Consider the following 25,119-nt stretch of genomic DNA (forward strand, 5'->3'; position numbering starts at 1 on the left):
TGTTAAAGTACAGAGCTTACTGATTTTCAGGAATAAAGCGGTTCCAGAATGCGGGATCGTAGCGTTCCCAGGCGTGACAGGCAAAGGGCAGACGGTGGTTTGTGAGTTCGTAAGTTGCTGCAGGACTTTTTTCAAATGCAAACTCCAGCGCCTCACGCCACGAAGGCTGCTTCATAAATAGCTTCATAGGGATCAGCCGCGTTGCTTCCTGGGAAAACAGCATATCTTCATTTCCCTTCCATTCAGGGTAAAAAGTACGGTATATTTTCAGGTAACGGATAAATGTATCCACCTTCCGAAGCGAAAGTCCGCCATTTAAAACAATGCGGTTTTGGGTCAATGCATCAGCAAACTGCTGCGCCTGCTGTGCATTCAAAGTGTCGAATGCAGGCTGGTGTAAAGATGGTGCTCCGATATAATCGTAACCTTTCGCGCACCAGGCCGAAAGTTCATCCCTGAACACATAAGCATCCAGCTGGTAAATCAGGATATACGGATAGGCGATGAATTTTTGATAGAAATCAATGGAAGTGAGCAGGCGGTTATACGCAGCAATCCCATTGAAACATTCATCTTTAAAAGAAACCTGCTGAACAGAAGGAATAGCGTCGAACTCCGGGCTCAGTACCAGGCTTTCCGGCTTAACAATAATGATTGGATAGGCAGACAGCACTTTAGCGCATTGCCTCAGGGAAATAGCCTCTCCGTCAGTCAGACCGGTCTGGTAAACTGGAATCACAACCGCTGCGGGGGCATTTTCCTGATCTGATTTCACGCTAATAAATTGTATTTATTCCAACAAGTCGCCGATCGCCGGCAGCCACCAATCTTTGCTGCTGAACCGGTAGTACCCCCTCAACACCTGATTTACAATGGGTGTAAACCTTTGCGCCCGGTTATCAGGCAGGGAAGCGCGGCTTGAAAAGTGACGCTGAGACAAATATAACTTGATCAGCTTCTCACGCGGCACAAAAGGCAGCGCACGTAGTAACAGGTACATATCATTCAGCTTGGCCGCTTTTTCTGCCAGGGGTTCCAGCTTCTTTTTCCGGTCTCTGATGAACCTGTCTTTCAGGTGCACTTTCTCGGTTTTTCCACCAAAACCTACTTGCTGACTGGAATGGATCCGGTAGGAGATCAGCGGTTCTGTGATAAAGTCTATTTTGTTTTCCAGACTCAGCACCATTGCAATCCATGCGTCGTGGATCAGGTCGGGTACGTGGGTCGGGAATGGGGTAAGTCGCTGCAGGCACGATTTGCGGATTGTGAGTGTGGCGCCTGTCACTACAAATCCGTGAAAAAGGATCTCGTGCGGTTTCCCTTTCTTCCACTTTGTCTGTCCCGCCGCATTGAATTCAATTTCCTCCCAGATATTCCTCCCGATGGGTTTCGAATCATCATCAATCATGATCGCGTCGCTGAAAACCGCATCAATATCGGGGTGCTGGGTCAGGTAGGTAACCTGCCTTTCCACTTTGTCGTCCCGCCAGAGATCGTCCTGGTCGCAGAGGAAAATGATATCTCCCTCGCATAGTGAAAGGCATTTCTCAAAGTTCTTGGTTGAACCCAGGTTTTGCTCATTTACATATATCCTGACAGGAAATCCACTTGTTTCGGCAAATTTCCTGATGATTTCGATCGTATTGTCTTTTGAACCGTCGTCGCAAACTACCAACTCGTCGACAGACAAAGTTTGGTCAGCAATACTCCTTAACTGCCCTGAAATAAACTTCGAGCCGTTGTAAGTACACATGGCCACTGATATCATAATGTGTATATAGATTTAACTGAAAAATGCCGCAATTTAATACTTAGAGACTCCTTCCAGCAAATTACTTTGCCATTTTTGCTATTCATCATTGGTTATTCATCTTGATTTTTCGGGAATGCTGATCACTTTGTTATCAACCGCCCACGACATTATTTCGGAATACGCAGCTGCATCCCGGTAATATACCAGCGGCGTGCTATGGTCTTGCTGCCATTGCCAAATTGTGGTAACCACTTCGTTATTCGTCTTTTTCAGCTCACGCAGATTATTGAAGTAAACAAAACCCCAGAGTACCAGGCCAAAACCTGCTATATACTTCAGAAACGCCGGCTTAATGATCTTTAAATCCAGGAATATGAGTACCAGCATGATCGGTATGGTGGCTGTAAAAAACATGTATCGAGGTGCTATACCTCCACCGGCCTTTGCGTCAAAGCGTGAAATAGCAACAATGATACCAGTGAGAATGGGCAGCGACAGCATGCTGTATAGCAAAGGATTTTTGAATGCATAACCCTTTAAAAAAAGCCAGAGCCAGGTCAGCATTACTATAAAGCCAACGCCCATACAAACCACAATATTCCCTACCTGTCCCGAACCGGGGTTGAGATAAACAAAGCTTCCAAGGAACGTAAACAACAAACGCGCCATCCATTCGATATTGAAAGGCACTTTACTCGCTGCATTCACAGTCGGCAAGTGCAGGAATGTGACGCCGAGCATGATCAATGCAAGTACAGCCCACACGCCGAGCATCGCCCACTTCCTTTGTATCAATAAGATAAAGCCGCCCAGAAACAATGCGATAAAGCCATTCCCGAATGAAAGTACCGCGAGCGTGGCAGCAATAAGACTCAAAAAAAAGTAGCCGCTCACCAGCTTGTCCGCCTTGCTGGCTGTGTACAAACTGAGAAATGAGAAGAAAAAAACGGTATAATGCTGAATTCCTCCCCAGTAGTAGAATGTAACCTGCCAGAAAGCCAGACTGAAAAGGAAAATGGAGGATATAAGTACAATTTCGGGACTTAGCAGCCTGCTGTAGCTGATAATACGGAGTAGCAGGGCGAAAAAGCCCAGCAGGAAAATGTTCTGAATTAAAACCAGGTTCCGGAAGCTGAGCTGATCGAACAGGGAATAGTAGATTGCCGCGCAGGATTTGGAGAACAAAATACGGTGTTCATTGTGGCGGCTGAGCAGAATATCTTTACGCACACTAAAAGAACCAGTGTCGAAAAAGAAGCGCCGGATGAAGTTCAGCGTTGTATCGTAATCGTCAAACGAAGGCACATTGATCGCATTTCCAAAGAGCGTAAAAAGGAAGATTAAAAAGATGACAGCGCTCAGAGAGATGGATAGATATTTAGACATATCTGATATTTTTGTCAAAAAACCTCATGCTTTAATGACCGATAAAGTTAAGCGGAGGAATCCGGGATTCTAAATAAAGTTATCAATCTCATTTGAATGGCGTTACCAGATCAGCTAAAAAAGGCAATTATCCAGATGCCTGCCAAAGAGAAGGATAAACTGCTTCTCCGGCTCATTACCAAAGATAAAACACTCTCCGACAGGCTTCATTTTGAACTGATTGAAGACAGCTCGACTATCCCCGAACGTCGGGAAGATATTATGGCGACTATTATGCGTACGTCGAAATTTAACCAGAATACACCGGGCTGGATTTTGATGGATATGCGGAATCTGAGCGGCGAGATTGCTTATCATGTAAAGGTTACCAAAGACAAAATCGGCGGCTTGGAGCTCAATCTGTTCCTGATGAATACCTTTCTGGAAGCTTACCCTTCTGTCCTGAAAACCTATTCGTCACGCGCCGATACCTGTGCATTGTATATCGCCAAAAAGGCACAGACGATTTTGAATGGTTTGAACAAGCTGGACGAAGATTACCGGGTAGATTACATCAAAGATGCCAACAGAATGCTGCAGCTGGTTTACAGTTTATGTTCCAAAATGTATGCGCGACAGCTGGAACTCCCCGGCGAGATCGAATAGTTTTTATCTAAACTAACATCATGAAAAAGACCGCTCTGCTGATTATAGATGCACAATATGATTTTTGTAATCCGCAGGGGACGCTTTTCGTGCCCGGCGCTCAGGAAGATATCGCGCGGCTGACCAGGCTGATCGCCCTCGACGGGGACCACATTGACAGTATCTTTGTCACCCTCGACACGCACAAAGTCCTCGATATAGCGCATCCTCTTTTCTGGCAAGACCAGAATGGAAACACAGTCGCGCCATTTACATTGATAACCCTGGCTTCTGTTAAGTCAGGCAAATGGACGCCACGGTACCACCAGGAATATGTGACTGAATACCTGGAAACTTTGGAGCGGCAGGGAGAATTTCAGCATTTCATCTGGCCCGAGCATTGTTTGATCGGTTCCAAGGGCGCTGCGTTGGATGATTCGCTGCTGGAAGCCATTCTGGCGTGGACACACCGGACTGGTCGCGATTATGTCGCAGTTCAAAAAGGGATCAATCCGCTTACCGAGCATTTTGGTGTTTTCAAAGCGCAGGTACCTGTTGCAGGAGCAGCAGAAACGGAGCTTGACACTGCATTTCTGGGAAAGTTGAATGCATTTGACCAGATCCTGATTGCCGGTGAAGCGAGATCGCATTGCGTTGCCACCAGCATTGCCCAGATCATCCGCTATGCGCCTGAGTTGATCCCGAAAGTAATTGTGCTGTCAGACTGTATGTCCGACGTGACCAACTGGGGACACCTGGCTGATCCGATCTTTGAAGACGCTGCACAAAAAGGAATGTCTTTCCGGCAATCCGGCGCTATATCTTTCTGATATACTACTCCTATTTCCATTTCTGCAAGCCAAACTAAATAGGTCCGGTTTTGGTTTGCATTTAGATACGTCATTAACAAACTTGAACCTGAATTCCATTAATTCCTTTTATGATGCATTTACCTTTTGCCCGGGTCGAAGCTTCCCAATTTGATGAACTTGACCCGAGAGAATACATTCTGATCAAAGGTGCACGAGTTAACAATTTAAAAAACGTGGATGTTGCCATTCCACGGAATAAGCTGGTCGTAATTACGGGCTTGTCTGGGTCAGGCAAATCTTCACTTGCATTCGATACGCTTTTTGCGGAGGGCCAGCGCATGTACGTGGAAAGCCTCAGCAGCTATGCGCGGCAGTTTTTGGGGAGAATGGAAAAGCCGGAGGTGGAATACATCAAAGGTATCTCGCCTGCGATCGCCATTGAACAAAAAGTAAATACCCGCAACCCGCGGTCGACGGTCGGTACTTCTACCGAGATATACGATTACCTGAAACTGCTTTTTGCGCGCATTGGCCGCACTTATTCTCCGGTTTCGGGAGAAATGGTGAAAAAAGATTCGGTTACGGACGTGGTCAACTACCTGCTGGCGCACCCGGAAGGTACCCGCGTAATGGTACTCGCGCCTTTACTGATCCGCGAAGGCCGCACGCAGGCGGAAGAGCTGACTATTCTGCTTTCAAAAGGTTACAACAGGATTGTACTGAATGATGAAGTGCTTTCCATTGAAGATATTATTGAAAACCCCGACAATTTCCCGCAGGCAGGTAACCAGGTTTTTATTCTTATTGACCGGGCTGCGGTGAAAGCGGATGATGAAGACACTCAATACCGCCTTTCGGACTCGGTTCAAACGGCTTTTTTCGAAGGAGAAGGCGTTTGCATTACGCAGGTTGTGAATGGAGAGCGCCGGATTTTTTCTGATAAATTTGAATTAGATGGAATGACATTCGAAGAGCCGAGTGTCAATCTTTTCAGCTTTAATAACCCATTTGGCGCCTGCAAGCGGTGTGAAGGTTTTGGCAAGATATTGGGGATTGATCCCGACCTGGTGATTCCGGACAAAAGTCTGTCCGTGTACGAAGGTGCTATTGCTCCCTGGCGGACGGAAAAGATGAGCGAGTGGCTGGTGCCGCTAGTTCGTAACGGGATTAAATTCGATTATCCCATTCACCGGCCCTACAAAGACCTGACGCAGGAGCAGAAAGATTTGCTTTGGACCGGTAACCAATATTTTCAGGGTATCAATGATTTTGTCGCCGATCTGGAATCGCAGACACACAAGATACAGTACCGCGTCATGCTCTCGCGTTTCCGGGGCCGCACTACCTGTCCCGATTGCCGTGGCTCGCGGTTGCGGAAAGATGCATCTTTTGTAAAAATAGGCGGCGCGTCCATTACAGACCTGGTACTGAAGCCGATTAAAGATGTTTCTGTTTTTTTCCAAAATCTTGAAATTGGCGAGCACGATCGTCAGGTTGCAAAACGCGTACTGACCGAAATTGAAACGCGCCTCGACTATATGAACCGCGTCGGGCTGGGTTACCTGACCTTGAACCGACTCACAAGTACACTCTCGGGAGGTGAATTTCAACGCATTAAGCTGGCTACTTCACTCGGAAGTGCATTGGTGGGTTCTATGTACATTCTCGATGAGCCAAGTATCGGATTGCACCCAAGAGATACCCAGCGGCTCGTTGGCGTACTCGAATCGTTGCGCGATCTTGGAAATACACTGATTGTGGTGGAGCATGAAGAAGAAGTAATGCACGCCGCGGACCAGATCATCGATATCGGCCCGGAAGCGGGTACCGGTGGCGGCCACGTCGTTTTTCAGGGTAACCAGGAAGATATTGCTGCATTAAAGGCGAGCGGAGCCGAATACAACACCGATCCTGAAACCAGGTCTCATACCATTGATTTTTTACTCGGCCACGATTCCATTCCGATACCGGCAGTACGCAGAAAAGCATTGCATTTCCTTGAAATCAAAGGTGCAAGAGAGAATAACCTTAAAGAATTGGATGTAAAAATCCCATTGAATGTGCTCACGGTAGTTACCGGCGTAAGTGGCTCGGGAAAATCAACATTGATCCGCAAGTTGCTTTATCCTGCGTTAATGCGCCTGAAAGGGGAATTCAGTGAGGAAGTTGGGCGGTTTGATGAGCTGGTGGGCAGTGTCGACCGCATTGAAGCAGTGGAAATGATCGATCAGAATCCGATCGGAAAATCGTCCCGCTCCAATCCGGTTACTTATATCAAAGCTTACGATCACATTCGCCAGATGATGGCGGACCTGCCGCTTTCGAAAGCGAGGGGCTATAAACCGTCCCATTTCTCATTCAATGTCGACGGAGGCCGGTGCGAGATTTGCCAGGGTGAAGGTCAGGTGAAGGTAGAAATGCAGTTTATGGCTGACATTTATCTTACTTGCGAAGGCTGCAATGGAAAACGGTTTAAGCAAGAAATTCAGGAAGTCCGGTACAATGAAAAAGATGTTTCTGAAATCCTGGATATGACCGTTGACGAGGCAATCGAGTTCTTCCGGGGTAGTGAACCGAAGCTGGTAGAGCGACTACTGCCTTTGCAGGAAGTGGGTCTGGGTTATGTAGGACTGGGACAATCTTCTAATACATTATCCGGCGGGGAAGCGCAGCGCGTCAAGCTGGCATCATTCCTTGGAAAAGGCTCGACCAATAAAGGCAAAATGCTCTTTATCTTCGACGAGCCTACTACCGGGCTGCATTTTCACGACATCAAAAAATTGCTGAAAGCGATCAATGCGCTCGTGGAGCAGGGAGATACTGTGATCATCATCGAGCACAATATGGAGGTAATTAAAAGCGCAGACTGGATTATCGACCTGGGCCCGGAAGGTGGCGACGATGGCGGCCAGCTTACTTTTACCGGAACTCCCGAGGAGATGATCAAGCTGAAAGGCAACTATACTGCTGATTTTCTGAAGGAAAAACTTTGAACTTCGACAAAAGTCACTTATATTTAAGACATAGGTCACTTTAAAGCCGAAAGTATGTCAGCACCACTTCGCATGTTCCATGAAGATTTTGTTCCCTACGGATCAAAGCATTCTTCTGATTTCAGCCTGATCCGGATTTCCCGCGAGGGCGTGTTGCGGTCGGAGGCTGACGAAGTTTCTGATCTGGTGGGGCTAACAGACAATGAGATTGCATTCGTCCTGGGAATGACGCCTCGTAACCTGCACCGCATTCAGTCGGATAAGAAGCTGGGTACTGACGCCTCGGAAAGGTTGCTGCTGCTGCGGAATGTGCTGGTTCATGCGCTTGATACTTTTGAAGGAAAAGCCGGCACCGTTCGTAACTGGCTGCGCACACCACTTTCGGAGCTTGACGATCAATCCCCATTACAGTTAATGGACACGATAACAGGCTTTGGGCTGGTGGATGATGTACTGGGCCGGCTTGATTATGGTTTACCTGCATAATCCCGGTTATGGCTGTTGTTTACAGGATAATCAGGGAAAAATTCAAGGACAGCGCGCTTTCTGTTGAGGGCAGCAGGCTTTTCGGCGCGCGCTGGAACCCGAAAGGGATTGGCGTTCTGTACGCTACTTCAACACCCGAACTTGGCCTGGTAGAAACCCTCGCGCACGCTCCCGGCGTGCGTTACGAAGATCTCCCGAAATACTGGCTTTCAACAATTCAAATGCCCGACCAGATCAGGTATTATACCAGAAGTGAAATGCCGGATTTCTGGCAGGACCGGAATTACGATCGTACACAATACTGGCTCAAAGACTGGCTGACCAATCCTGACATCCTGGCTGTGGGGCTTCCGTCTGTGATTGTTCCCTTTTCATTCAACATTATCATTCATCCTCAGCACCCTGATTTCGAAGCAGTTTCGCTCATTTCGCAGGAAAGGATTCCTATTGACAGGCGGCTTTGGAAAGCCTGATTATCGAATTCGGGAATGGCCTGTTACCTTTCAACCGGTGTAATTAACAGTATAGAAAAAAGTCAAAAGCCTTATTGAACCAAAAAACAGCTGTAAACGATGAAATTATACAAAACACAAAACGGCATTATTCTCGAAAAGGATGATACATTTTATCGCTTGCACGAAACTGACTGGGACCTGGCTGTTAACCGCGACGATTTGTACGAGTGGCTCGAAATTCAAACCGAACAATTAATTCCGATCATATTTACTGACGATCTGCCCATGCCGGAAGTGCTGGCACCGATTGGTTCACAGGAGGTCTGGGCTTCGGGAGTTACCTATTTCAGAAGCCGCACAGCCCGAATGGAAGAATCGGAAAAGGCAGGCGGAGGTAGTTTTTATGACCGCGTGTATGAAGCCGAAAGGCCGGAGCTTTTCTTTAAATCCACCGCCTGGCGTGTAATTGGAAATCACGGTACGGTAAGGATCCGCAGAGATTCTTCCTGGGATGTTCCTGAGCCTGAGCTCACGCTTTTTGCGTCTTCTTCGGGTACACTTGTTGGTTACACGATCGGGAATGATATGAGTTCAAGAAGTATAGAGGGTGAAAATCCATTGTATCTGCCACAGGCAAAGTCTTACACGGGCAGCGCCGCGCTTGGTCCCTGCCTGTATGTACCCGAGTATCCATTAACAGACGACACAGTGATTGATTTATCGATCATACGCGACGGCGAAGAGGTGTTCAATGGAGAAGTTACCCTGGCACAAATGAAGAGAAAACCGGAAGAGTTACTGAAATACCTTTTCCTGGAAATGTCTTTCCCGCAAGGCGCTTATCTGATGACCGGAACCGGCATTATTCCTCCTTCTGACTTTACGTTGCAAAAAGAGGATGTGGTACACATCAGCATTGAGCCCATTGGAACACTGACCAATGTGGTAGGATAAAAAAGAAAGAGCGGCCTATTTGGCCGCTCTTTTGCATTAATGATAGAAGTATGATTGTCTACGAATTTCCTAATGGAGTGGAACCTACAAATGCATAAACCATGCAGCGAAAAGCTCCGATTATTTTAGTCACAATTGACTCGTCTGCACTATCCTCTTTCTCGTTTTTGAAAAAAGAACTTGGGCCTTCTTCGAGGATCCGCTCGTTTAATGTAGCAGATGCATTGCTGCTAACAATACTGGTGTTAAACAATGCGGCACTCTTTGCCTGAGCAACCGGCTTTGTAGTCCTGGCAATAGATTTATGCTTTTTAACCACTGCCTTTTCAATTACAACTTCTTTCCCCGCCTGCAGCTTTTTGTGCGCGACAAACATATTGTGAACATAACCTGTTGCTCCGGCGCGGAAGCTAAACAGTACCAGGAATATGAGGAGTAATTTGATCGTTCTCATGGCATTTTTGTTTTCAGTCATTCAAAAAATCCGAACAGAATTCATTGTAACTAATTGACCTTACAAATATATATGTTTCAATAGGTATCTTGCAATACATAGTACCTTGTTTTTAACAATTTTTTTGAAAAAACTTTTTTGGTACCTGAAAAATGTGCTGCGATGCTTAACAGATGTAAAGGTAATTTGAAAGGTTGCACCAGTGGAAATAAAAAAGACGAAACGTGGATTTAAGTACCTGAACCGTAATACTTACCGGATAAAACAGAAGCGCCGGCATTGGTGAATGCCGGCGCTTCTTCAATTATAAACCTGATGTATTACTTCTCGCGGAAGAAAATCGTGATCGGCACGCCCGAAAAATCGAAATTTTCACGCATCCTGTTTTCAAGATATCGCAGGTAAGGCTCCTTAACGTGTTTGGGATTGCTGCTGAAAAACACGAATGTGGGCGAAGGTGTCGGCAACTGGATCATATACTTGATATTGATATACTTTCCTCTGTGTGCCGGCGGCGGATATTTCTCGATCTCAGCCTGCATTACTTCATTCAGTTTTGAGGTTGTGATCTTTTTGGTTTTGTTTTTATAAACCTCCATTGCCTTCTCCATCACCTGGTGAATGCGTTGTTTTTCAACAACGGAAGCAAAGATGATCGGCATGTAGTTCATCGGTGCCAGCTTTTCCAGCAACGCTTTCTTATAGGCGTCAGCTGTTTTGGAATCTTTTTCAACCAGGTCCCATTTGTTGACCATGATCACAATTCCCTTTTTGGCTTTGTCGGCTTGTCCGATGATATTCATATCCTGACCTTCCAGGCCCAATGTCGCATCAAGCAACACGATACAAACATCCGATTCTTCCATTGCCTTCACGGAACGCAGCGTCGAATAGAATTCAATGTCTTCTTTCACGCGTGACTTTCTTCGGATACCTGCGGTGTCCGTCAGGATGAATTCCATTCCGAATGCATTGTAATGCGTATGGATCGCGTCGCGGGTTGTACCAGCGATATCGGTAACAATACTCCTGTCAGTTCCTGTCAGTACATTCAAAAACGAAGACTTTCCTACATTAGGACGACCCATGATCGCAATGCGGGGAATCCCTTCTTCCGGGTTTTCTATTCCCTGTGTTTCGAAATGCGTAATTACCTTATCGAGCAATTCACCTGTTCCGAAGCCGGTCTGCGCGGAAATAGCGAAAATCTCGTCTCCCAAACCCAACTCGTAAAATTCAGCAGCAGATTGGTAACGTTCCTGCGTTTCCGCTTTGTTAGCTACCAGGTAAACGGGCTTGTTGAACCGCCTAAGTACGTTTGCAAAGTCTTTGTCAAGATCTGTCAGGCCCGTCATGGTATCAACCATAAACAGTACTACACTTGATTCTTCAATTGCCAGCTCCACCTGGTCGCGGATCGCACCTTCAAATATATCTTCTGAACCAACTACATATCCGCCGGTATCGATTACTGTAAAATACTGATCTGTCCACTCTCCATAACCATAATGCCGGTCGCGTGTTACGCCGCTCTGGTTGTCCATAATTGCCTTGCGGCTCTCTGTAAGGCGGTTGAATAATGTAGACTTACCTACATTCGGTCGCCCTACTATCGAAATAATATTTGCCATTTTACTTGTTTGATCTGGTCCAAACGGCATTGTTCATACCGTTTTTCATTCATTTATTTATTAATCTTCATAACCGAACTGGCGGAGCTTATTTTCCTTGCTTCTCCAATCGGGTTCTACTTTTACGTGTTGTTCAAGAAAGACTTTTTTGCCAAAAAACTCTTCCAGATCCTTCCTGGCCTGAGTACCTACTCTTTTCAGCATTTCACCTTTTTCACCAATTAAAATCCCTTTCTGGCTTTTGCGCTCGACCAGAATTTCGGCACGTATTACGATGATATCGTCTTTTTCCTTGAATTCTGTGATTACTACTTCGGAGCTGTATGGAATTTCCTGGCGATAATTCAGAAATATTTTCTCGCGGATCATTTCGGAAGCAAAGAAACGCTCGGGCTTGTCTGTTAGTTCGTCTTCTTCGAAATAGGGCGGATGAAAGGGCAGGCGTGTAATTACGGCATCGAACAATGTTCCTATGTTAGCATTTTCCAAAGCCGAGATCGGGATGATAGCCGCAGGGTGGATCTCATTTTCCCATTCCGCCATTCTTGCATTCACCTGTTCCTGATCCGACAGGTCAATTTTATTCAAAACGAGGATCACAGGCGAGTCGGTGCGGTTCAGAAGCGGCAGTACCTCGTGTTCGGCCACCTTCTCTCCTACTTCCACCACAAACAAAACCACATCGGCATCTTCCAGAGATCCTTTTACAAAAGTCATCATTGAATCATGCAGCTTATAGGCAGGCTTGATCACGCCCGGCGTATCGGAATACACGAGTTGGAACGGAATATTTTCGTGTGTTCCATTAAGTATCCCTAATATACGGTGTCTGGTTGTTTGCGCTTTGGAGGTAATAATTGACATTTTCTCACCCACCAATACATTCATCAGCGTGGATTTACCAACATTCGGTTTACCGATAATGCTGACAAAGCCCGCACGATGGTTTCGCAGGGGAGCTTCTTTTTCTTCTTCTTCCATAAATTTTTTGGTATTCACTATTTAAAAAGGAATGCAGCCGCCCGAGTTTTCGAAATCGCTGATAATTAGGGTGCTGCCTCCAATTATTATGCAAACCTACGGTTTTCCGGGCAGCAAACCGCGCGTTAGGGCGTAGTATTACGTGGTAAGTCTGTAAAAGTTGTCTTAATTTTTTTTGCAAAAAACTGGCATATTCAAAATAATGCCGTATATTTGCACTCCAATTCAACGCCGCGGGATGGAGCAGTTGGTAGCTCGTTGGGCTCATAACCCAAAGGTCGCTGGTTCGAGTCCAGCTCCCGCTACATCGAAGGCCACTAATCACAAGTTAGTGGCCTTTTTTATTGCCCGGAAAATAGCCCGACTGAGCAGTTTGCGATTCTTCCCAAGAAAAATCTTATGTTTGAACCTCCGGTTTGACATCCATCAGAAATGTTTATCTATGACTAATTCTACGTGGCTTAAAAGCGCTGACAATCGTGTGAAGCTGCTGATTTTCGCGTTTACAATTCTCCTCCTTCCATTCGTAGCATTATCCTTTTTCACTTTCCCCACAACAGACGATTATTGTCATACGCTGACAGTGAATGACATGGGTTACTGGGCTTACCAAAAGCATTACTGGCTTACCTGGTCGGGGCGTTACATCGGAACGCTCATTTCAGCCACACAGCCGCTTACATATGGTTCCTATTTTGGCTACAAACTCGCCCCTGCCATTCTGCTTCTGATCTATGTGCATGCATTTATCACCTTTGCCAAAGCATTATCGGCCAATAAATTGCCAACCTGGCAGACTGCCCTGCTCGCATTTTTAATGCTGTTTGTTTTTATCGCAGAAATGCCTTCCGTTGCGGGTTACATTTACTGGTATACCGGCTACTATTACACGGTTGCCGATATTAGTACGCTTTACCTTTTGGCATACTTCTTCCGGCATTACCCGGCCATTACTGCGCAAAATATCATAGTGCTGTCGCTAGGTCTTATTTTACTGATCGGAATGAATGAATACACACTAGTGTGGTTGGTGATTCTGTGCGGCTCTTTATTCTTTTTCAAGAGTATTATTGATAAAAAATTACATTTCAAATTTCTGGTACTCTCTCTGGTCGCACTGATTTTTGGCGTATTGTCTGTGACAGCACCCGGAAATGCAGCCAGGGCAGAGTCGGGACTTTATCCCACTCCATTGAAGTACAATTTGCTTTTTTCCCTGAAAAGCAGTTTCACCTGGGAATTTCATAATCTGTCGAAAATGGCGCCTGCTTTGTGTGTGCTTACACTTGTCCTGATCCCGATTGCCTGCATACTGTATACTTCGAGAAAGCCCGGGGAATTCAGCTTTTTCTTTGTACATCCCGCATTCTCATTGCTGGTTTTTGCAATAGCGCTTTACCTGAGCTACTTTCCTTCTTACTGGTCTATCGCTGAGCCTCCTAACCTTCGCGGACAATGTGTGATCAACTTTTGGACGCTGATTGGATGGACATTCAATGTATTTGTAATCATATTCTGGTTATTGGAAAAAGAGCGCATCAGGCCTATTTTGAGCCTGGGTGTGTTGAGCTGGGTGGTCGCTTTTTACTTTTTCAGCTTATACCTGAGCAATTTTAATTACCGGTCTGCCTGGTCGGACTTGCTGACTGGCCGTGCCGCCCGTTACAACAAAGAAATGATCGCCCGTACCGAGCTGGTATTGAGCACAAAAGAGCAGCAGGTAACAGTTCCAAAATTGAAGAACATGCCCTACACAATCCTCAATGTAACGCCAGACTGGGATCCAGCCTGGGCATCAGTAGAAGTTAACAATGGCTGTGCAGAATGGTATTTTAAGAAAAAGTTTTTCTATAAATAATTTTTTTTCTACCTTTGCAAGCCAAAATTAGGGATAGACAGACATTTATATCGCAATAATTTGATACTGAGATGAAACGTACCTTTCAACCATCGAATCGCAAGAGGAGAAATAAGCACGGATTCCGTGAAAGAATGTCCACGGCAAACGGGCGTAAAGTGATTGCTGGCCGTCGTAAAAAAGGCCGTTGGAAACTGACTGTTTCTGACGAAAAACGCCACAAGCAATAATCAAGGTTTGATTGGTCTGAGTTTAGGGCGATAATCCAGGATGTAAATCCGGGAAGCAAAGTCTTTCATAGTCTGATAAATTTGACCATCATCAAGTTTATCAGACATTTTTTTATTAGAAGACTTGAAACAAACATTTGGTAAAAATGAGCGTTTATGCAGCCCCCGTATAATCGGCAGGCTTTTCAAAAAGGGTAGTTCGGAGGTCCACACGTTCTACCTTTTTCCTTTTAGGGTGCTGTATATTAATGCCCCCCTGTCCCCCCCGCAAGTACTCTTTTCTGTCTCGAAAAGAAATTTCAAGAAGGCTGTCGACAGAAATCTGATCCGGCGGCGCTGCCGAGAAGCTTATCGGCTTAACAAGCATTCACTGGTTACATTAACCACTGAATCAAGACCTTCCTACATCGCTTTTTTATATCTTGCAAAAGAAATAGTGTCCTACGACGTTATTGAATCGGCTATGAAGCAATCGCTCACCAAACTGGAAAAGTTGCCGGCCTCATCCAAAAGTCCATCCTAATTCCTGAACATAGATGAAAAAGTATTTCCGCTCCATGTTGCTGGCTTTGCCCGTAGTTGGCGGTCTCGCATTTGTATCTTTCCGGCAAGACGACCGCCTGTTCGAAATAGCGCGCAACCTTGACATTTATGCAACTCTTTTCAAGGAACTTAATGCATATTATGTTGACGAAATCAATCCTAATCAGTTGATCAAGACCAGCATAGACAATATGCTCCGCTCGCTGGATCCTTACACCGTGTATTATGCGGAAGATGATATCGAGGATTACATGACAATGACCACCGGCAAATACAATGGTATCGGTGCGATTGTGAATTCGGAGGATGGAAAGCATACTGTGATGATGGTATATGAAGATACCCCCGCGCAAAAAGCCGGACTTCAACTAGGTGACGAAATCACCAAGATCAATGGCATTGATCTGTCAACGAGAGAGGATTTCGATACCGGAAAGTTGCTGAAAGGACAGTCGCAAACTAATGTGACGCTGACCGTAAAACGGTATGGTATCACCAAACCTTTGGAAATCAGCCTGAACCGCGACATTGTAAAAGTTACCAATGTACCTTATTACGGAATGCTGAATGAGAATGTAGGCTACATCGACCTGAAAGATTTTACTGCAACTGCTTCCCGCGAGGTGCGCAATGCATTTCAGGAACTCAAAGGAAAAGGCATGAAGTACGTCGTGCTCGATCTGCGCGACAATCCGGGTGGTTTGCTGAATATGGCGATTGAGATCTCCAATATTTTCATCGCAAAAGGCGAAGAAATCGTTTCGACAAAAGGAAAGGTAAACGATTGGAATAAAACTTACACTGCATACAATCCCGCACTTGACACGGATATTCCGGTCGTAGTTTTAACAAACAACCGAAGTGCCTCCGCTGCTGAAATCGTTTCGGGGGTAATTCAGGATTACGACAGAGGCGTTTTGATCGGACAAAGGACTTATGGAAAAGGGCTGGTACAAACCACGCGCGATCTTTCCTTTAATACCAAAATGAAAATAACGACTGCCAAATATTACATTCCGAGCGGCAGGTGCATTCAGGCTATTGATTATAGTCACCGGAATGACGACGGCAGTGTAGGCAAGATCCCGGATTCGTTGATGACCGAGTTTAAAACCAAAAACGGCAGGGCTGTTTTTGACGGTGGCGGTATTTTGCCTGATATCCTGACAGAGAAGGAAACCTATTCACCACTGGCTACTTCACTGGGTCGCAACCGGTTGTTCTTTGATTACGCAGTAAAATATCATTTTGAGCATCCTACCATTAAGCCGGCCAAAGAATTCCAGCTTTCTGATGCGGATTATGCGGCCTTCGTAAAATGGCTGGGCGACAAAGAATATGATTACACCACTCAAGTGGAACGCGAGCTAAGTGAACTGGAAGCTTCGGCTAAAAAGGAAAAATCGCTTGAAGTGATTGAGGATCAGTTAAAAGCATTGAAGTCGAAGCTTGGACACAGTAAAGACAACGATCTGCAGATATTCAAGCCGGAAATCAAGAGAATTCTGGAAGAAGAGATTATCAAGCATTATTACCTTGAAAAAGGAACTCGGGAAGCTTCTTTCAATAATGATACTGAGGTAAAAGCCGCACTGGCCCTCTTCAAAGAGCCTGCACGGTACAACGAAATTCTTAAAAAGAAATAGTCACTTTCAGCCCGTCACACCGACGGGCTTATCGTTTATGCTTATCCTAGCTATTGATACTTCTACGCGCGGCTGTTCCGTGTCACTTACCAATGAAACCGGAATTGTTTCAGTTTACGAGCTTTTTACTGATAAATCCTCTTCGGGCATGCTCACTACACTCATCGCCAGCTGTGTTGAAAATGCAGGGTATATGTTAAGTGACCTGAATGCAGTGGCAGTTGCAATGGGGCCAGGCTCTTACACTGGTCTTCGCGTGGGCGTTTCAACAGCAAAGGGGCTTTGTTATGCACTGGAAAAACCCTTGCTAGCTATTAACACGCTTGAAGCAATGGCATTGCAGCTTGCTCCATTTTATCCCGGTCATTTACTTTGCCCGATGATCGATGCACGGAGAATGGAAGTTTACGCAGCCGTTTTCGATGCGCAAAATGCAACTGTACTTCCAACACAAGCCACTATCCTGACAGAAAACTCCTTCGAAGATCTTTTGCGAACAAATAAAATGGTCTTCTTCGGCGACGGTTCAGCCAAGTTCAAATCGCTTGTTGCTGACCAGCCAAATGCATTGTTTCCTTCCGCAGATATTTATCCTTCTTCCAAAACCGTAGCATTGCTGGCTGTGGATGCTTACAATGCAGGGAAGTTTGAAGATGTGGCCGCATTCGAGCCTTATTACCTAAAAGACTTCATGTCACCTGCCCCAAGAAAATCCAAAACGCTCGCTTAACCGCTTTTTACAATACGCTTAAACGAACTCAAACTTTTTCGTGTTGGTTTTTTATCAAAATACAAACCGAAATGGAAGCCGAAGAGATCGTAAACCGCGTAGCAACAAGTGGGATTGTTTCACTGGACCTGGAAGAATTACACCAGCCGGGAGAACGTATCCTGTATGATATCAAAGATAATTTGTGGCAGGGAATGATTTTGCGGGAAAAGGATTTCCGTGAGTTCCTGAAAGCACATGACTGGTCTCAGTATGCAGGCAAGCACGTAGCAATTATCTGTTCGGAAGACGCGATTGTACCTACCTGGGCATATATGCTGCTCGCTGTCCATCTTGAACCGCACGCTCAAACCATCGTTTTCGGAGACCTGGCTGCGTTGGAGGCTACGCTTTTCAATAATGCCATTCAAAAGATTGACATTGATTCTTTTACAGGCAAAAGAGTAGTGGTAAAAGGATGCAGCAAAGTAGAAGTGCTGGTAAGTGCCTACGTGGAAATCAGCCGACTTCTAAAACCTGTGGTACAAAGTCTGATGTTTGGCGAACCTTGCAGTACCGTCCCGCTTTATAAAAAACCCAAATCTTCCGTTTCGACTTCCACCGACTGATCCGCGTCTTCTTTCAATAACCGGAATGTCATTCTATGGTAAGCGCAAGGCCCGTGTAAGCCGATCGCCTTTCGGTGGTGAATGGTAGGGTAACCTACGTTATGTTCCCAGCCGTAGAATGGAAATTGTGCAGCCAGATTTTCCATTAATGCATCCCTGTAATTCTTGGCCAGGATTGAAGCCGCTGCAATGGATAGATAATGCGCGTCACCCTTGATAATGCAGGTGTGCGGGATCATCGGATAAGGTGTAAACCTGTTCCCGTCGACCAGCAAATGTTCCGGCTTCATCGTCAGCTTATCAACCGCACGGTGCATTGCCAGGAAGCTAGCTTTCAGGATATTGATCTTATCAATTTCAAGATTGTCTACTTCAGCCACCGCCCAGGCCAGCGCTTCTCTCACTATTTCCTTTTCAAGTTCCAGCCGCTGTATTTTGGTCAACTGCTTTGAATCGTTGAGAAATGAATGTTTGTAGTCCCGCGGCAGGATAACCGCAGCCGCAACCACCGGTCCGGCCAGGCAGCCTCTTCCCACCTCATCCAGGCCGGCTTCGATCGCTTCTATATTGTAAAAAGGCTTAAGCATTAATCTTCGAGGATATTGGCCATGAATGTGCTTTTGGTACCGATAGCTACAAGCAGGAAAAGCACTGCCCAATAAAGATATATTCTGTAAAAATCCTTGACATCCCGCGACAGCATATCACGCGATTTGACTTTTTCGAGCTGGTCTATCTGTTTAAACACCGTTTCCAGTCCCGAATTGTCCGTAGCACGAAAATACTTCCCGTTACCCAAACCTGCAATATTTTGAAGCTGTCCTTCATCTATTAATGCAGTGCTCGCGGTGCTGTCCGAGCGCGGTGCCTTTTTCAGCCGGCCTACTGAAATAGTGTACACTTTTACGCCAAATGCACTGGCAAGCTGGGCAGAAGTGGTCGGATCGAGGTTTCCGGAGGTATTATCGCCGTCACTGATCAGGATCGCTACCTTACTTTCACCTGGCATTTCCCGCATCCTGTTTACTGCCACCGCCAAAGCACTGCCGATCGCGGTTCCGGCTGTGGGGATCATATTGGGACTTATTTCATCCAGAAAACCATAGAGAAGTTCATAGTCGGTCGTGAGCGGACAAAGGGAAACAGCCTCTCCCGCAAATATGATGAGCCCAATCCGGTCCTGTAACCTGCCTTTGATGAAGTTGCGCGCTACCTTCTTGGCTGCTTCCAGACGGTTTGGATTAAGATCTTTTTCCATCATTGAATCGGAAATATCCAGCAGGAGCATGATATCAATTCCTTCTGAATACTGATCTGTACGCTCCGTAACAACCTGCGGGCGCGCGAGGGCTACGAAAATGAAAGCAACTGCGAGCCCCACGCAAAGTGGCTGCACGAAGCGCAGCAATGTGAGCAAATTAGCGGGGCCGCTTACCGGTGTGTAGGTGATCGTAAGCCGCTGCTTGTGATTTCGATGCAATGCATTCCGTAGCCAGAAAAGGATCGGAATGAATGGGATCAGATACAAAAAGTAAGGATACACCCACTCGTACGACTTGAACATGTCGTAAGTAAACCAGCGAAGCGATAACCATGCATCCATTTTTTGATCAGCTGACGGGACTATCCAGTATAAATTTCCTTTTACTACGATAAAGACGCGTCGCACCTGTTTTTAAAACTTCCAGGTATACCTCCATATTTTTGGACTTACCCTGGCCCCCATACACAATTCCGTCCATGTTCCTCAATGCGTCGGCAAGTGCATCATCGGGCATATTATCCATTATTTCGCGGGTTGTATAAGTTGCAAAAGGCTTTTTCTCCAATCTTTCAAGATAGTTTTTCCAAACGATTATCGCTTTCTCCGCATCCTTGATATTGTTTTTTTCCCGAGCATTGCGCATTAGCCTGTTGAATGACCTTACGTATTCCAAATGCCGCCTCTGCAACTTGATCAGCTGCCACTGCTTGTAAATATCCTGTCCAAAAACCCAGTAAATGCTACCCGAGACGCCAATAACCAGCGCGACAGTACCAATCAGAATGGAGAAGTTGAACTGGCTGCTCAATGGGAGCAGGTCGGTTTCCGGCCTTAGAAGCGGCTTTTCAGTCGATTTAACCAAATTGCTGCTGATCAGGAATACGGAATCAGGAGTTGTGAAAACAGAAGTGCAGTCTTTGCTCCCGAACACAAAAACCGGAAGGCGGAGTGTTTGCTTAGGTGTTACGTCGAAAGATATCAGCTGGTAAACCGAGCTGTCGAGGGTTCCTTTTTCGTCTGTGTTGGATACGAAAATCTTCTTCGATATGATTTCAAATGGTGAGAAGTTGTACGATGAATCAGGGAAGAAAATTTCGGTACCTGGCTTGTGACGCACACTTAGCGCAAAATAAACGGGCTTTCCTACTTCAATGCTGTCTGTCAGGAAAACGCCGGAAGGTTTTATTTTCTGCGCCGATGCGTTGGCATATAAAAAGAGGATCAGCAATAAACTGCTGCTCATCTTTTTTAAAAAAAATAAAGAAAACACTCTTCCCATTCGATTACTGCGACGCACTGCTTTTGGTATAACGCCTTACTTTAAACATATGGATAAGCGCAGGTACATAATCTTCCTGTGTGTTAATGGAGATATAGTCGGCGCGGTTCTGGTGACACAGTCTCCTCAACTCCGAACTTCTCTGATCAAAGCGGCTTGACATATCTTCCCGGTATTGTTTCGAAGATGTGTTTACCCAAACTGTACTTTGCGTTTCTGCATCATACAATGGAATAATGCCTAACCCGGGCAGGTTGATTTCACGTGAATCGTATAAATGGATTACGATCAGATCGTGCTTTCGGGCAAGTGCTTTGAGGTTATGGTGGTAATTGCTGTCGATAAAATCGGAAATCAGAAAGATCAGGCTGCGCCTTTTAAGAACATTCAGTGCAACCAGGATCGCTTCACCAATGTTGGTCCTGGTAGATTCAGGCACCAGTTTGTACAGCTCGGAGATCACCGTGTACCCGTGCTTCATTCCATCGGAAGGGCGGATATACCTTTCGTTACGATCAGAAAAACAGAGCAGGCCCACGCGCGTCGCTTCCTGTATCGCCGACAATACCAAAACCCCGCATATCTCCTTTGCAATATCTATTTTAAGCCTCTTTGCCTCTCCCACGTGCTGCGACGCACTTACGTCGAGCATGAAAAAGGCTGTTTGCTCTTTATCTTCCTTAAATATCTTGATAAATGTTCCGTGGCCTTTTGCCGATGTGTTCCAATCGATCGCCCGCACGTCGTCGCCGTACTGGTACAACCGCAGGTCATCGAATTCCAGACCGGAACCTTTAAAAACGGAGTGAAAGTTGCCGTGACGCTCGCTGGTTACAGCTTTGCGCATGCGGATTTCATATTTCCGCAGCTTTCCCAAAAACTGTTCAAACATAAGTTTTGCAAAAAAATTATCACCTTTGTCACCAGTTCTATCTAAACAAAGATAGGAATTTTGATAGTGATGCTGCTTTTAGCCATGAATATACCAATGCGGTTCGCTTCTTTCATATTGTTTGTCCTAATGCTGTGCGGCTGCTCCGAGGAGGAGAAACCACCGCAAAATACATTGTCGGAAGAAAAGATGGCCGCTATCCTCACCGACATTCACGTAGCCGAGTCGCGGGTGAACCGCCTCAACCTCCGCTCGCTGGATTCTTCCCTGATGATCTTTAACCACTTAAAGGCCGATATATGGAAGAGACACAAGGTGGATACGCTGACATATTCCAAGAGTTATACTTACTATATGTCCCACCCGCAGCTCATGACACGCATTTACGAAAAAGTGAACAAGAAAATTGAGATTAGGGAGAAAAATAACAATATTAAGCTCTGAGTCTTTATTCTTCTGTGAATCACCCATTTAACTAAACACAACTCTATCCTGTGAATAATTGTATTGTAGTAATCCCAACCTACAACGAGATTGAAAATGTTGAAGCAATCATCCGGAAAGTATTCAGCTTCGGGCATCCTTTTGACCTGCTGATCATTGACGACGGTTCACCGGACGGTACTGCTGATGTGGTTAAGAAATTAATGAATGAATTTGCGGGCCTGCATATGGTAGAGCGCAAAGGCAAGCTTGGATTGGGAACTGCATACATTCACGGCTTTAAATGGGCACTCGAAAAAGGGTACGAATACATTTTCGAGATGGACGCCGATTTCTCCCACCCGCCGGAAGATCTGATCAAACTATACAAAGCTTGTGCAATGGAGGGTCACGATGTAGCAATCGGATCGCGGTATATTACAGGGGTAAACGTTGTTAACTGGCCCATTAACAGGGTATTAATGTCGTACTTCGCAGGTACCTATGTTAGAATGATCACCGGAATGAAGATCATGGATCCTACTGCAGGCTTTATTTGCTATACCGCGAAAGTACTGCGCGCGATCAATCTCGATAATATCAGGTTCATCGGCTACGCATTCCAGATTGAAATGAAATTCAATTCCTGGAAATATGGATTTGATATCGTGGAGGTACCTATCATTTTTACAGACCGTACTAAAGGCGCTTCCAAAATGTCGAGAGGGATATTTAAAGAGGCTGTCCTTGGTGTGATCAGCCTCAAAATCAATAGCTACTTCAAAAGGTATATCGTCAAGCATTAAGCTCCGAAATCGCGAGCCAGCTCATTAGTCCGGTTGATATTTCCAATGCGCTTTCGTCGATATCGAAAGTCGGAGTGTGCACACCTGAAACAATTCCACGCGCTTCGTTGCGTGTTCCCAGCCGGTAAAAGCACGAATCGACCACCTGTGAGTAGAATGCAAAATCTTCTCCCGCCATCCATAGGTCAAGATCAATCACATTTTCCGCACCCACGTACCCCGTAGCGGCAGTGCGCACGCGGCGGGTAAGCTCGGGATGGTTTTTAAGGAATGGATACCCTTTCACTATCTCAAAATTGCAGCTTCCACCCATTGCTTCGGCGATGTTTTCAGCCATTTTCTTCATTCTCCGCAATCCGTCTTCACGCCATTCTTCATCCATACAGCGCCACGTTCCCTGGATCGTTACTTCGTCAGGTATAACATTCGTTACACCATCTGCGATAAAGCGGCCAAATGACAATACAGCAGGATTGGCCGGATTTCTGTTGCGACTGATGATCTGCTGCAATGCGACGATGATATGCGACGACATTAAAACGGGATCGATCAGCTGGTGAGGCGCAGCAGCGTGCCCGCCTTTTCCTTTTACTGTCAGATACAGCTCATCGGTACTCGCCATATACATTCCTTCCCTGAAACCAATTTTACCCACGGGAATATTAGGAGCTACGTGCTGCCCGACCATACTGGCTGGTTTCGGATTTTCAAGCACTCCCTCTTTGATCATCAGCGAAGCTCCGCCTGGCGCTTTTTCCTCAGCAGGCTGGAAAACAAGCTTTACAGTTCCTTCAAAATCACCTCTGATCTGGTTCAAAATCCGCGCGGTGCCAAGTAGTGAAGATGTATGTACATCGTGGCCGCAGGCGTGCATTACCCCAGGGACTGTTGATTTATAAGGTACTTCATTCGCTTCAAAAATCGGTAACGCGTCCATATCCGCGCGCAGGCCCACTACTTTTTTTTCCGGGTTTCTTCCTTCTATAATTGCCACCACGCCTGTACCAGCTATTCCCTCTTCCGGCTGCAAGCCCAATGCAGTCAGCTCGGCAGCAATGTACTTGGCCGTTTTAAACTCTTCAAAAGACAATTCCGGATTGCTGTGCAGGTGCCGGCGATGAGCAATGATATCTGCTGACTGTTCTTTGGCAAGCGTTTTGATTTTTTCCAGAAGCTGAGACATAGGAACGCGGATCTTACTTTTTAATGACGGTATTTGGTTACAAATCGTCCAAAGTTAAGGATAAATAGATTGCGGTGCTGATCCTGCAAGACAACTCTGTTGCCCTTCCTTTTGGTAAGAAGGCGGTTAACATTGAACGTTGTATGAAGAAAAAGGGTAATTTTGACCAGACATGAATTAATCAGCACAGCACAAAATGAATCAAAAGGAGTTTTTAGAATCGTTGGTTTGTCCGCTTACAGGAACCCCGTTAACCATATCAGAAGATCAGAAAACATTGACCAGCCAGGACGGCACAGTGTACGAAGTAGGCGACACCGGGATTGTCAATATGCTATATCCCAAAGAACTGCTTCCTGAGGATGCACGCGAGCAATACCTTTACGACCAGGCATTTCTTCGCTATGACAAGGGCGTTTCGTGGGTTTTTGAAACTTTAAACCATTCTGACGAGGCTGCTACCAGAAAATTCTTCATTGATTTAATGGAATTGAAGCCGGGCATGAAAGCGCTGGAAGTGGGCGCAGGAACAGGCAAAGATTCTGCATTGATTCTCGACAGGGTCCGTCCGGGCGGAACTGCTGTGTTGTCCGACCTTTCTCCGAATATGTTGAAACTGGCACAGGAGAAACTTAATACAGAGGACGTAAATGCGCATTACTTTCTTGGAAACGGCTCTTACCTTCCTTTTCCTGACAATACCTTCGATGCTGTTTTTCACTTTGGCGGCATTAATACATTCTCTGAGAGAAAAAAGGCTTTCGAGGAACTGACCCGCGTAGTGAGGCCGGGCGGAAAAGTAGTAGTAGGCGACGAAAGCATTGCTCCCTGGCTGAGAAACACACCAACTTATGCGACGCTCCTTAAAGCAAATCCGCTTTTCAGGGCTGAGGTACCGCTGGAAGACCTTCCTGCCAACATTGAGAATTTCAAGCTGCACTATGTTTTTGGCAATGCATTTTATGTAATGGAATTCAAAGTGACCGCAACTGCACCGGAAGTGGATATAGACCTTCCGATTCCCGGCAAAGATTTCGTCGATAACTGGCGGATCAGAGCTGAAAAGGCAGTGGACTAATTTTCACTTCTTTCATTTTAAATATTACACACCAAGAATATTACGCTCTC

Annotated in this window: 26 protein-coding genes and 1 tRNA gene; 16 read left to right on the top strand and 11 right to left on the bottom strand. The window is 45.8% G+C overall.

Going from position 1 to position 25,119, the window contains the following annotated elements; translation table 11 throughout:
* Positions 1-16: 16 nt before the first annotated feature.
* The 3 genes from AC1XTG_RS24945 to AC1XTG_RS24955 all read right to left on the bottom strand — a co-directional run bounded on the left by AC1XTG_RS24945 (position 17) and on the right by AC1XTG_RS24955 (position 3,139).
* Complete coding sequence (locus AC1XTG_RS24945) at positions 17-775, bottom strand: DUF5672 family protein (protein ID WP_056279157.1); 759 nt, start codon at positions 773-775, stop codon at positions 17-19.
* A gap of 15 nt (positions 776-790) precedes the next feature.
* Positions 791-1,768, bottom strand: a complete 978-nt coding sequence (locus AC1XTG_RS24950) for a glycosyltransferase family 2 protein (protein WP_484843829.1) — start codon at positions 1,766-1,768, stop codon at positions 791-793.
* 99 nt (positions 1,769-1,867) lie between these two features.
* Complete coding sequence (locus AC1XTG_RS24955; RefSeq protein WP_056279152.1) at positions 1,868-3,139, bottom strand: hypothetical protein; 1,272 nt, start codon at positions 3,137-3,139, stop codon at positions 1,868-1,870.
* 96 nt (positions 3,140-3,235) lie between these two features.
* Between AC1XTG_RS24955 and AC1XTG_RS24960 the strand changes: the two genes are divergently transcribed.
* From AC1XTG_RS24960 to AC1XTG_RS24985, 6 genes are all read left to right on the top strand, one after another.
* On the top strand, positions 3,236-3,784 hold the full coding sequence (locus AC1XTG_RS24960) for a hypothetical protein (protein WP_056279150.1): 549 nt from the start codon (positions 3,236-3,238) through the stop codon (positions 3,782-3,784).
* A gap of 20 nt (positions 3,785-3,804) precedes the next feature.
* On the top strand, positions 3,805-4,593 hold the full coding sequence (locus AC1XTG_RS24965; RefSeq protein ID WP_056279148.1) for a cysteine hydrolase family protein: 789 nt from the start codon (positions 3,805-3,807) through the stop codon (positions 4,591-4,593).
* Positions 4,594-4,706: 113 nt separating this feature from the next.
* Positions 4,707-7,568, top strand: a complete 2,862-nt coding sequence (gene uvrA / locus AC1XTG_RS24970; protein WP_157474640.1) for an excinuclease ABC subunit UvrA — start codon at positions 4,707-4,709, stop codon at positions 7,566-7,568.
* A gap of 54 nt (positions 7,569-7,622) precedes the next feature.
* The gene (locus tag AC1XTG_RS24975; RefSeq protein WP_229238517.1) at positions 7,623-8,054 is read left to right on the top strand and encodes an antitoxin Xre/MbcA/ParS toxin-binding domain-containing protein; all 432 of its coding nucleotides are present in this window, start codon (positions 7,623-7,625) and stop codon (positions 8,052-8,054) included.
* A gap of 8 nt (positions 8,055-8,062) precedes the next feature.
* Positions 8,063-8,527 (top strand): RES family NAD+ phosphorylase, encoded by a 465-nt coding sequence (locus AC1XTG_RS24980; protein WP_484843830.1) that lies wholly within the window; start codon positions 8,063-8,065, stop codon positions 8,525-8,527.
* A 99-nt stretch (positions 8,528-8,626) separates the two neighbouring features.
* Positions 8,627-9,463, top strand: coding sequence for a fumarylacetoacetate hydrolase family protein (locus AC1XTG_RS24985; protein WP_056279139.1), 837 nt, complete (start codon positions 8,627-8,629; stop codon positions 9,461-9,463).
* A gap of 58 nt (positions 9,464-9,521) precedes the next feature.
* Here AC1XTG_RS24985 and AC1XTG_RS24990 read toward each other — a convergent pair whose 3' ends face one another.
* From AC1XTG_RS24990 to era, 3 genes are all read right to left on the bottom strand, one after another.
* Entirely contained in the window at positions 9,522-9,917 is a 396-nt protein-coding gene (locus AC1XTG_RS24990) for a hypothetical protein (RefSeq protein WP_082489131.1), read from the bottom strand.
* A gap of 320 nt (positions 9,918-10,237) precedes the next feature.
* Positions 10,238-11,548 carry a ribosome biogenesis GTPase Der gene (gene der, locus AC1XTG_RS24995; protein ID WP_484843831.1) on the bottom strand — a complete coding sequence of 437 codons (1,311 nt, stop codon included), beginning with the start codon at positions 11,546-11,548 and terminating at the stop codon, positions 10,238-10,240.
* Positions 11,549-11,608: 60 nt separating this feature from the next.
* Positions 11,609-12,529: a GTPase Era gene (gene era / locus AC1XTG_RS25000; RefSeq protein WP_056283043.1), complete on the bottom strand. Its 921-nt coding sequence runs from the start codon at positions 12,527-12,529 to the stop codon at positions 11,609-11,611.
* A gap of 232 nt (positions 12,530-12,761) precedes the next feature.
* Between era and AC1XTG_RS25005 the strand changes: the two genes are divergently transcribed.
* The 7 genes from AC1XTG_RS25005 (at position 12,762) to AC1XTG_RS25035 (ending at position 18,144) form a co-directional block, all read left to right on the top strand.
* Positions 12,762-12,834: transfer RNA gene (locus tag AC1XTG_RS25005), tRNA-Met, on the top strand.
* 137 nt (positions 12,835-12,971) lie between these two features.
* Positions 12,972-14,387 (top strand): hypothetical protein, encoded by a 1,416-nt coding sequence (locus tag AC1XTG_RS25010; protein ID WP_484843832.1) that lies wholly within the window; start codon positions 12,972-12,974, stop codon positions 14,385-14,387.
* A 71-nt stretch (positions 14,388-14,458) separates the two neighbouring features.
* On the top strand, positions 14,459-14,617 hold the full coding sequence (gene rpmH, locus AC1XTG_RS25015) for a 50S ribosomal protein L34 (protein ID WP_035333740.1): 159 nt from the start codon (positions 14,459-14,461) through the stop codon (positions 14,615-14,617).
* Positions 14,618-14,741: 124 nt separating this feature from the next.
* Positions 14,742-15,140 carry a ribonuclease P protein component gene (locus tag AC1XTG_RS25020; RefSeq protein ID WP_082489046.1) on the top strand — a complete coding sequence of 133 codons (399 nt, stop codon included), beginning with the start codon at positions 14,742-14,744 and terminating at the stop codon, positions 15,138-15,140.
* A gap of 13 nt (positions 15,141-15,153) precedes the next feature.
* The gene (locus AC1XTG_RS25025; protein ID WP_056279130.1) at positions 15,154-16,806 is read left to right on the top strand and encodes a S41 family peptidase; all 1,653 of its coding nucleotides are present in this window, start codon (positions 15,154-15,156) and stop codon (positions 16,804-16,806) included.
* A 37-nt stretch (positions 16,807-16,843) separates the two neighbouring features.
* Complete coding sequence (gene tsaB / locus AC1XTG_RS25030) at positions 16,844-17,536, top strand: tRNA (adenosine(37)-N6)-threonylcarbamoyltransferase complex dimerization subunit type 1 TsaB (protein ID WP_056279128.1); 693 nt, start codon at positions 16,844-16,846, stop codon at positions 17,534-17,536.
* Positions 17,537-17,607: 71 nt separating this feature from the next.
* Complete coding sequence (locus AC1XTG_RS25035; protein ID WP_484843833.1) at positions 17,608-18,144, top strand: DUF2480 family protein; 537 nt, start codon at positions 17,608-17,610, stop codon at positions 18,142-18,144.
* Here the strand turns inward: AC1XTG_RS25035 and AC1XTG_RS25040 are convergent.
* Genes AC1XTG_RS25040 through AC1XTG_RS25055 form a run of 4 tightly spaced genes read right to left on the bottom strand, consistent with a single transcriptional unit; the run spans position 18,102 to position 21,579 of the window.
* Positions 18,102-18,731: a ribonuclease HII gene (locus AC1XTG_RS25040; RefSeq protein ID WP_056279122.1), complete on the bottom strand. Its 630-nt coding sequence runs from the start codon at positions 18,729-18,731 to the stop codon at positions 18,102-18,104. The genes AC1XTG_RS25035 and AC1XTG_RS25040 overlap by 43 nt on opposite strands.
* Entirely contained in the window at positions 18,731-19,747 is a 1,017-nt protein-coding gene (locus AC1XTG_RS25045; RefSeq protein ID WP_484843834.1) for a VWA domain-containing protein, read from the bottom strand. The genes AC1XTG_RS25040 and AC1XTG_RS25045 overlap by 1 nt, the downstream gene beginning before the upstream one ends.
* A 7-nt stretch (positions 19,748-19,754) precedes the next feature.
* A complete protein-coding gene (locus AC1XTG_RS25050) occupies positions 19,755-20,651 on the bottom strand; it encodes a hypothetical protein (RefSeq protein ID WP_082489045.1) in 897 nt (298 codons plus the stop codon).
* Positions 20,652-20,691: 40 nt separating this feature from the next.
* The gene (locus tag AC1XTG_RS25055) at positions 20,692-21,579 is read right to left on the bottom strand and encodes a DUF58 domain-containing protein (protein ID WP_484843835.1); all 888 of its coding nucleotides are present in this window, start codon (positions 21,577-21,579) and stop codon (positions 20,692-20,694) included.
* Between the two features lie 84 nt (positions 21,580-21,663).
* On the opposite strand from AC1XTG_RS25055, the gene AC1XTG_RS25060 reads away from it, so the two are divergent.
* Together AC1XTG_RS25060 and AC1XTG_RS25065 are read left to right on the top strand one after the other, a co-directional pair.
* Entirely contained in the window at positions 21,664-22,023 is a 360-nt protein-coding gene (locus AC1XTG_RS25060; protein ID WP_229238516.1) for a DUF4296 domain-containing protein, read from the top strand.
* Positions 22,024-22,073: 50 nt separating this feature from the next.
* Entirely contained in the window at positions 22,074-22,808 is a 735-nt protein-coding gene (locus tag AC1XTG_RS25065; RefSeq protein ID WP_484843836.1) for a polyprenol monophosphomannose synthase, read from the top strand.
* Here the strand turns inward: AC1XTG_RS25065 and AC1XTG_RS25070 are convergent.
* Positions 22,798-23,991, bottom strand: a complete 1,194-nt coding sequence (locus tag AC1XTG_RS25070; RefSeq protein ID WP_484843837.1) for a M20 metallopeptidase family protein — start codon at positions 23,989-23,991, stop codon at positions 22,798-22,800. The genes AC1XTG_RS25065 and AC1XTG_RS25070 overlap by 11 nt on opposite strands.
* A 196-nt stretch (positions 23,992-24,187) precedes the next feature.
* Between AC1XTG_RS25070 and AC1XTG_RS25075 the strand changes: the two genes are divergently transcribed.
* Entirely contained in the window at positions 24,188-25,069 is an 882-nt protein-coding gene (locus tag AC1XTG_RS25075) for a class I SAM-dependent methyltransferase (RefSeq protein ID WP_056279109.1), read from the top strand.
* Positions 25,070-25,119 lie beyond the last annotated feature (50 nt).

This window comes from Dyadobacter sp. HNCC25DJ183, assembly GCF_056895175.1.

Coding starts and splice junctions, on each gene's coding strand:
- AC1XTG_RS24950 (WP_484843829.1), bottom strand. CDS start 1,768: ATGATATCAGTGGCCATGTGTACTTACAACGGCTCGAAGTTTATTTCA.
- AC1XTG_RS24955 (WP_056279152.1), bottom strand. CDS start 3,139: ATGTCTAAATATCTATCCATCTCTCTGAGCGCTGTCATCTTTTTAATC.
- AC1XTG_RS24960 (WP_056279150.1), top strand. CDS start 3,236: ATGGCGTTACCAGATCAGCTAAAAAAGGCAATTATCCAGATGCCTGCC.
- AC1XTG_RS24965 (WP_056279148.1), top strand. CDS start 3,805: ATGAAAAAGACCGCTCTGCTGATTATAGATGCACAATATGATTTTTGT.
- uvrA (WP_157474640.1), top strand. CDS start 4,707: ATGCATTTACCTTTTGCCCGGGTCGAAGCTTCCCAATTTGATGAACTT.
- AC1XTG_RS24975 (WP_229238517.1), top strand. CDS start 7,623: ATGTCAGCACCACTTCGCATGTTCCATGAAGATTTTGTTCCCTACGGA.
- AC1XTG_RS24980 (WP_484843830.1), top strand. CDS start 8,063: ATGGCTGTTGTTTACAGGATAATCAGGGAAAAATTCAAGGACAGCGCG.
- AC1XTG_RS24985 (WP_056279139.1), top strand. CDS start 8,627: ATGAAATTATACAAAACACAAAACGGCATTATTCTCGAAAAGGATGAT.
- AC1XTG_RS24990 (WP_082489131.1), bottom strand. CDS start 9,917: ATGAGAACGATCAAATTACTCCTCATATTCCTGGTACTGTTTAGCTTC.
- der (WP_484843831.1), bottom strand. CDS start 11,548: ATGGCAAATATTATTTCGATAGTAGGGCGACCGAATGTAGGTAAGTCT.
- era (WP_056283043.1), bottom strand. CDS start 12,529: ATGGAAGAAGAAGAAAAAGAAGCTCCCCTGCGAAACCATCGTGCGGGC.
- AC1XTG_RS25010 (WP_484843832.1), top strand. CDS start 12,972: ATGACTAATTCTACGTGGCTTAAAAGCGCTGACAATCGTGTGAAGCTG.
- rpmH (WP_035333740.1), top strand. CDS start 14,459: ATGAAACGTACCTTTCAACCATCGAATCGCAAGAGGAGAAATAAGCAC.
- AC1XTG_RS25025 (WP_056279130.1), top strand. CDS start 15,154: ATGAAAAAGTATTTCCGCTCCATGTTGCTGGCTTTGCCCGTAGTTGGC.
- tsaB (WP_056279128.1), top strand. CDS start 16,844: ATGCTTATCCTAGCTATTGATACTTCTACGCGCGGCTGTTCCGTGTCA.
- AC1XTG_RS25035 (WP_484843833.1), top strand. CDS start 17,608: ATGGAAGCCGAAGAGATCGTAAACCGCGTAGCAACAAGTGGGATTGTT.
- AC1XTG_RS25040 (WP_056279122.1), bottom strand. CDS start 18,731: ATGCTTAAGCCTTTTTACAATATAGAAGCGATCGAAGCCGGCCTGGAT.
- AC1XTG_RS25045 (WP_484843834.1), bottom strand. CDS start 19,747: ATGGATGCATGGTTATCGCTTCGCTGGTTTACTTACGACATGTTCAAG.
- AC1XTG_RS25050 (WP_082489045.1), bottom strand. CDS start 20,651: ATGAGCAGCAGTTTATTGCTGATCCTCTTTTTATATGCCAACGCATCG.
- AC1XTG_RS25055 (WP_484843835.1), bottom strand. CDS start 21,579: ATGTTTGAACAGTTTTTGGGAAAGCTGCGGAAATATGAAATCCGCATG.
- AC1XTG_RS25060 (WP_229238516.1), top strand. CDS start 21,664: ATGAATATACCAATGCGGTTCGCTTCTTTCATATTGTTTGTCCTAATG.
- AC1XTG_RS25070 (WP_484843837.1), bottom strand. CDS start 23,991: ATGTCTCAGCTTCTGGAAAAAATCAAAACGCTTGCCAAAGAACAGTCA.
- AC1XTG_RS25075 (WP_056279109.1), top strand. CDS start 24,188: ATGAATCAAAAGGAGTTTTTAGAATCGTTGGTTTGTCCGCTTACAGGA.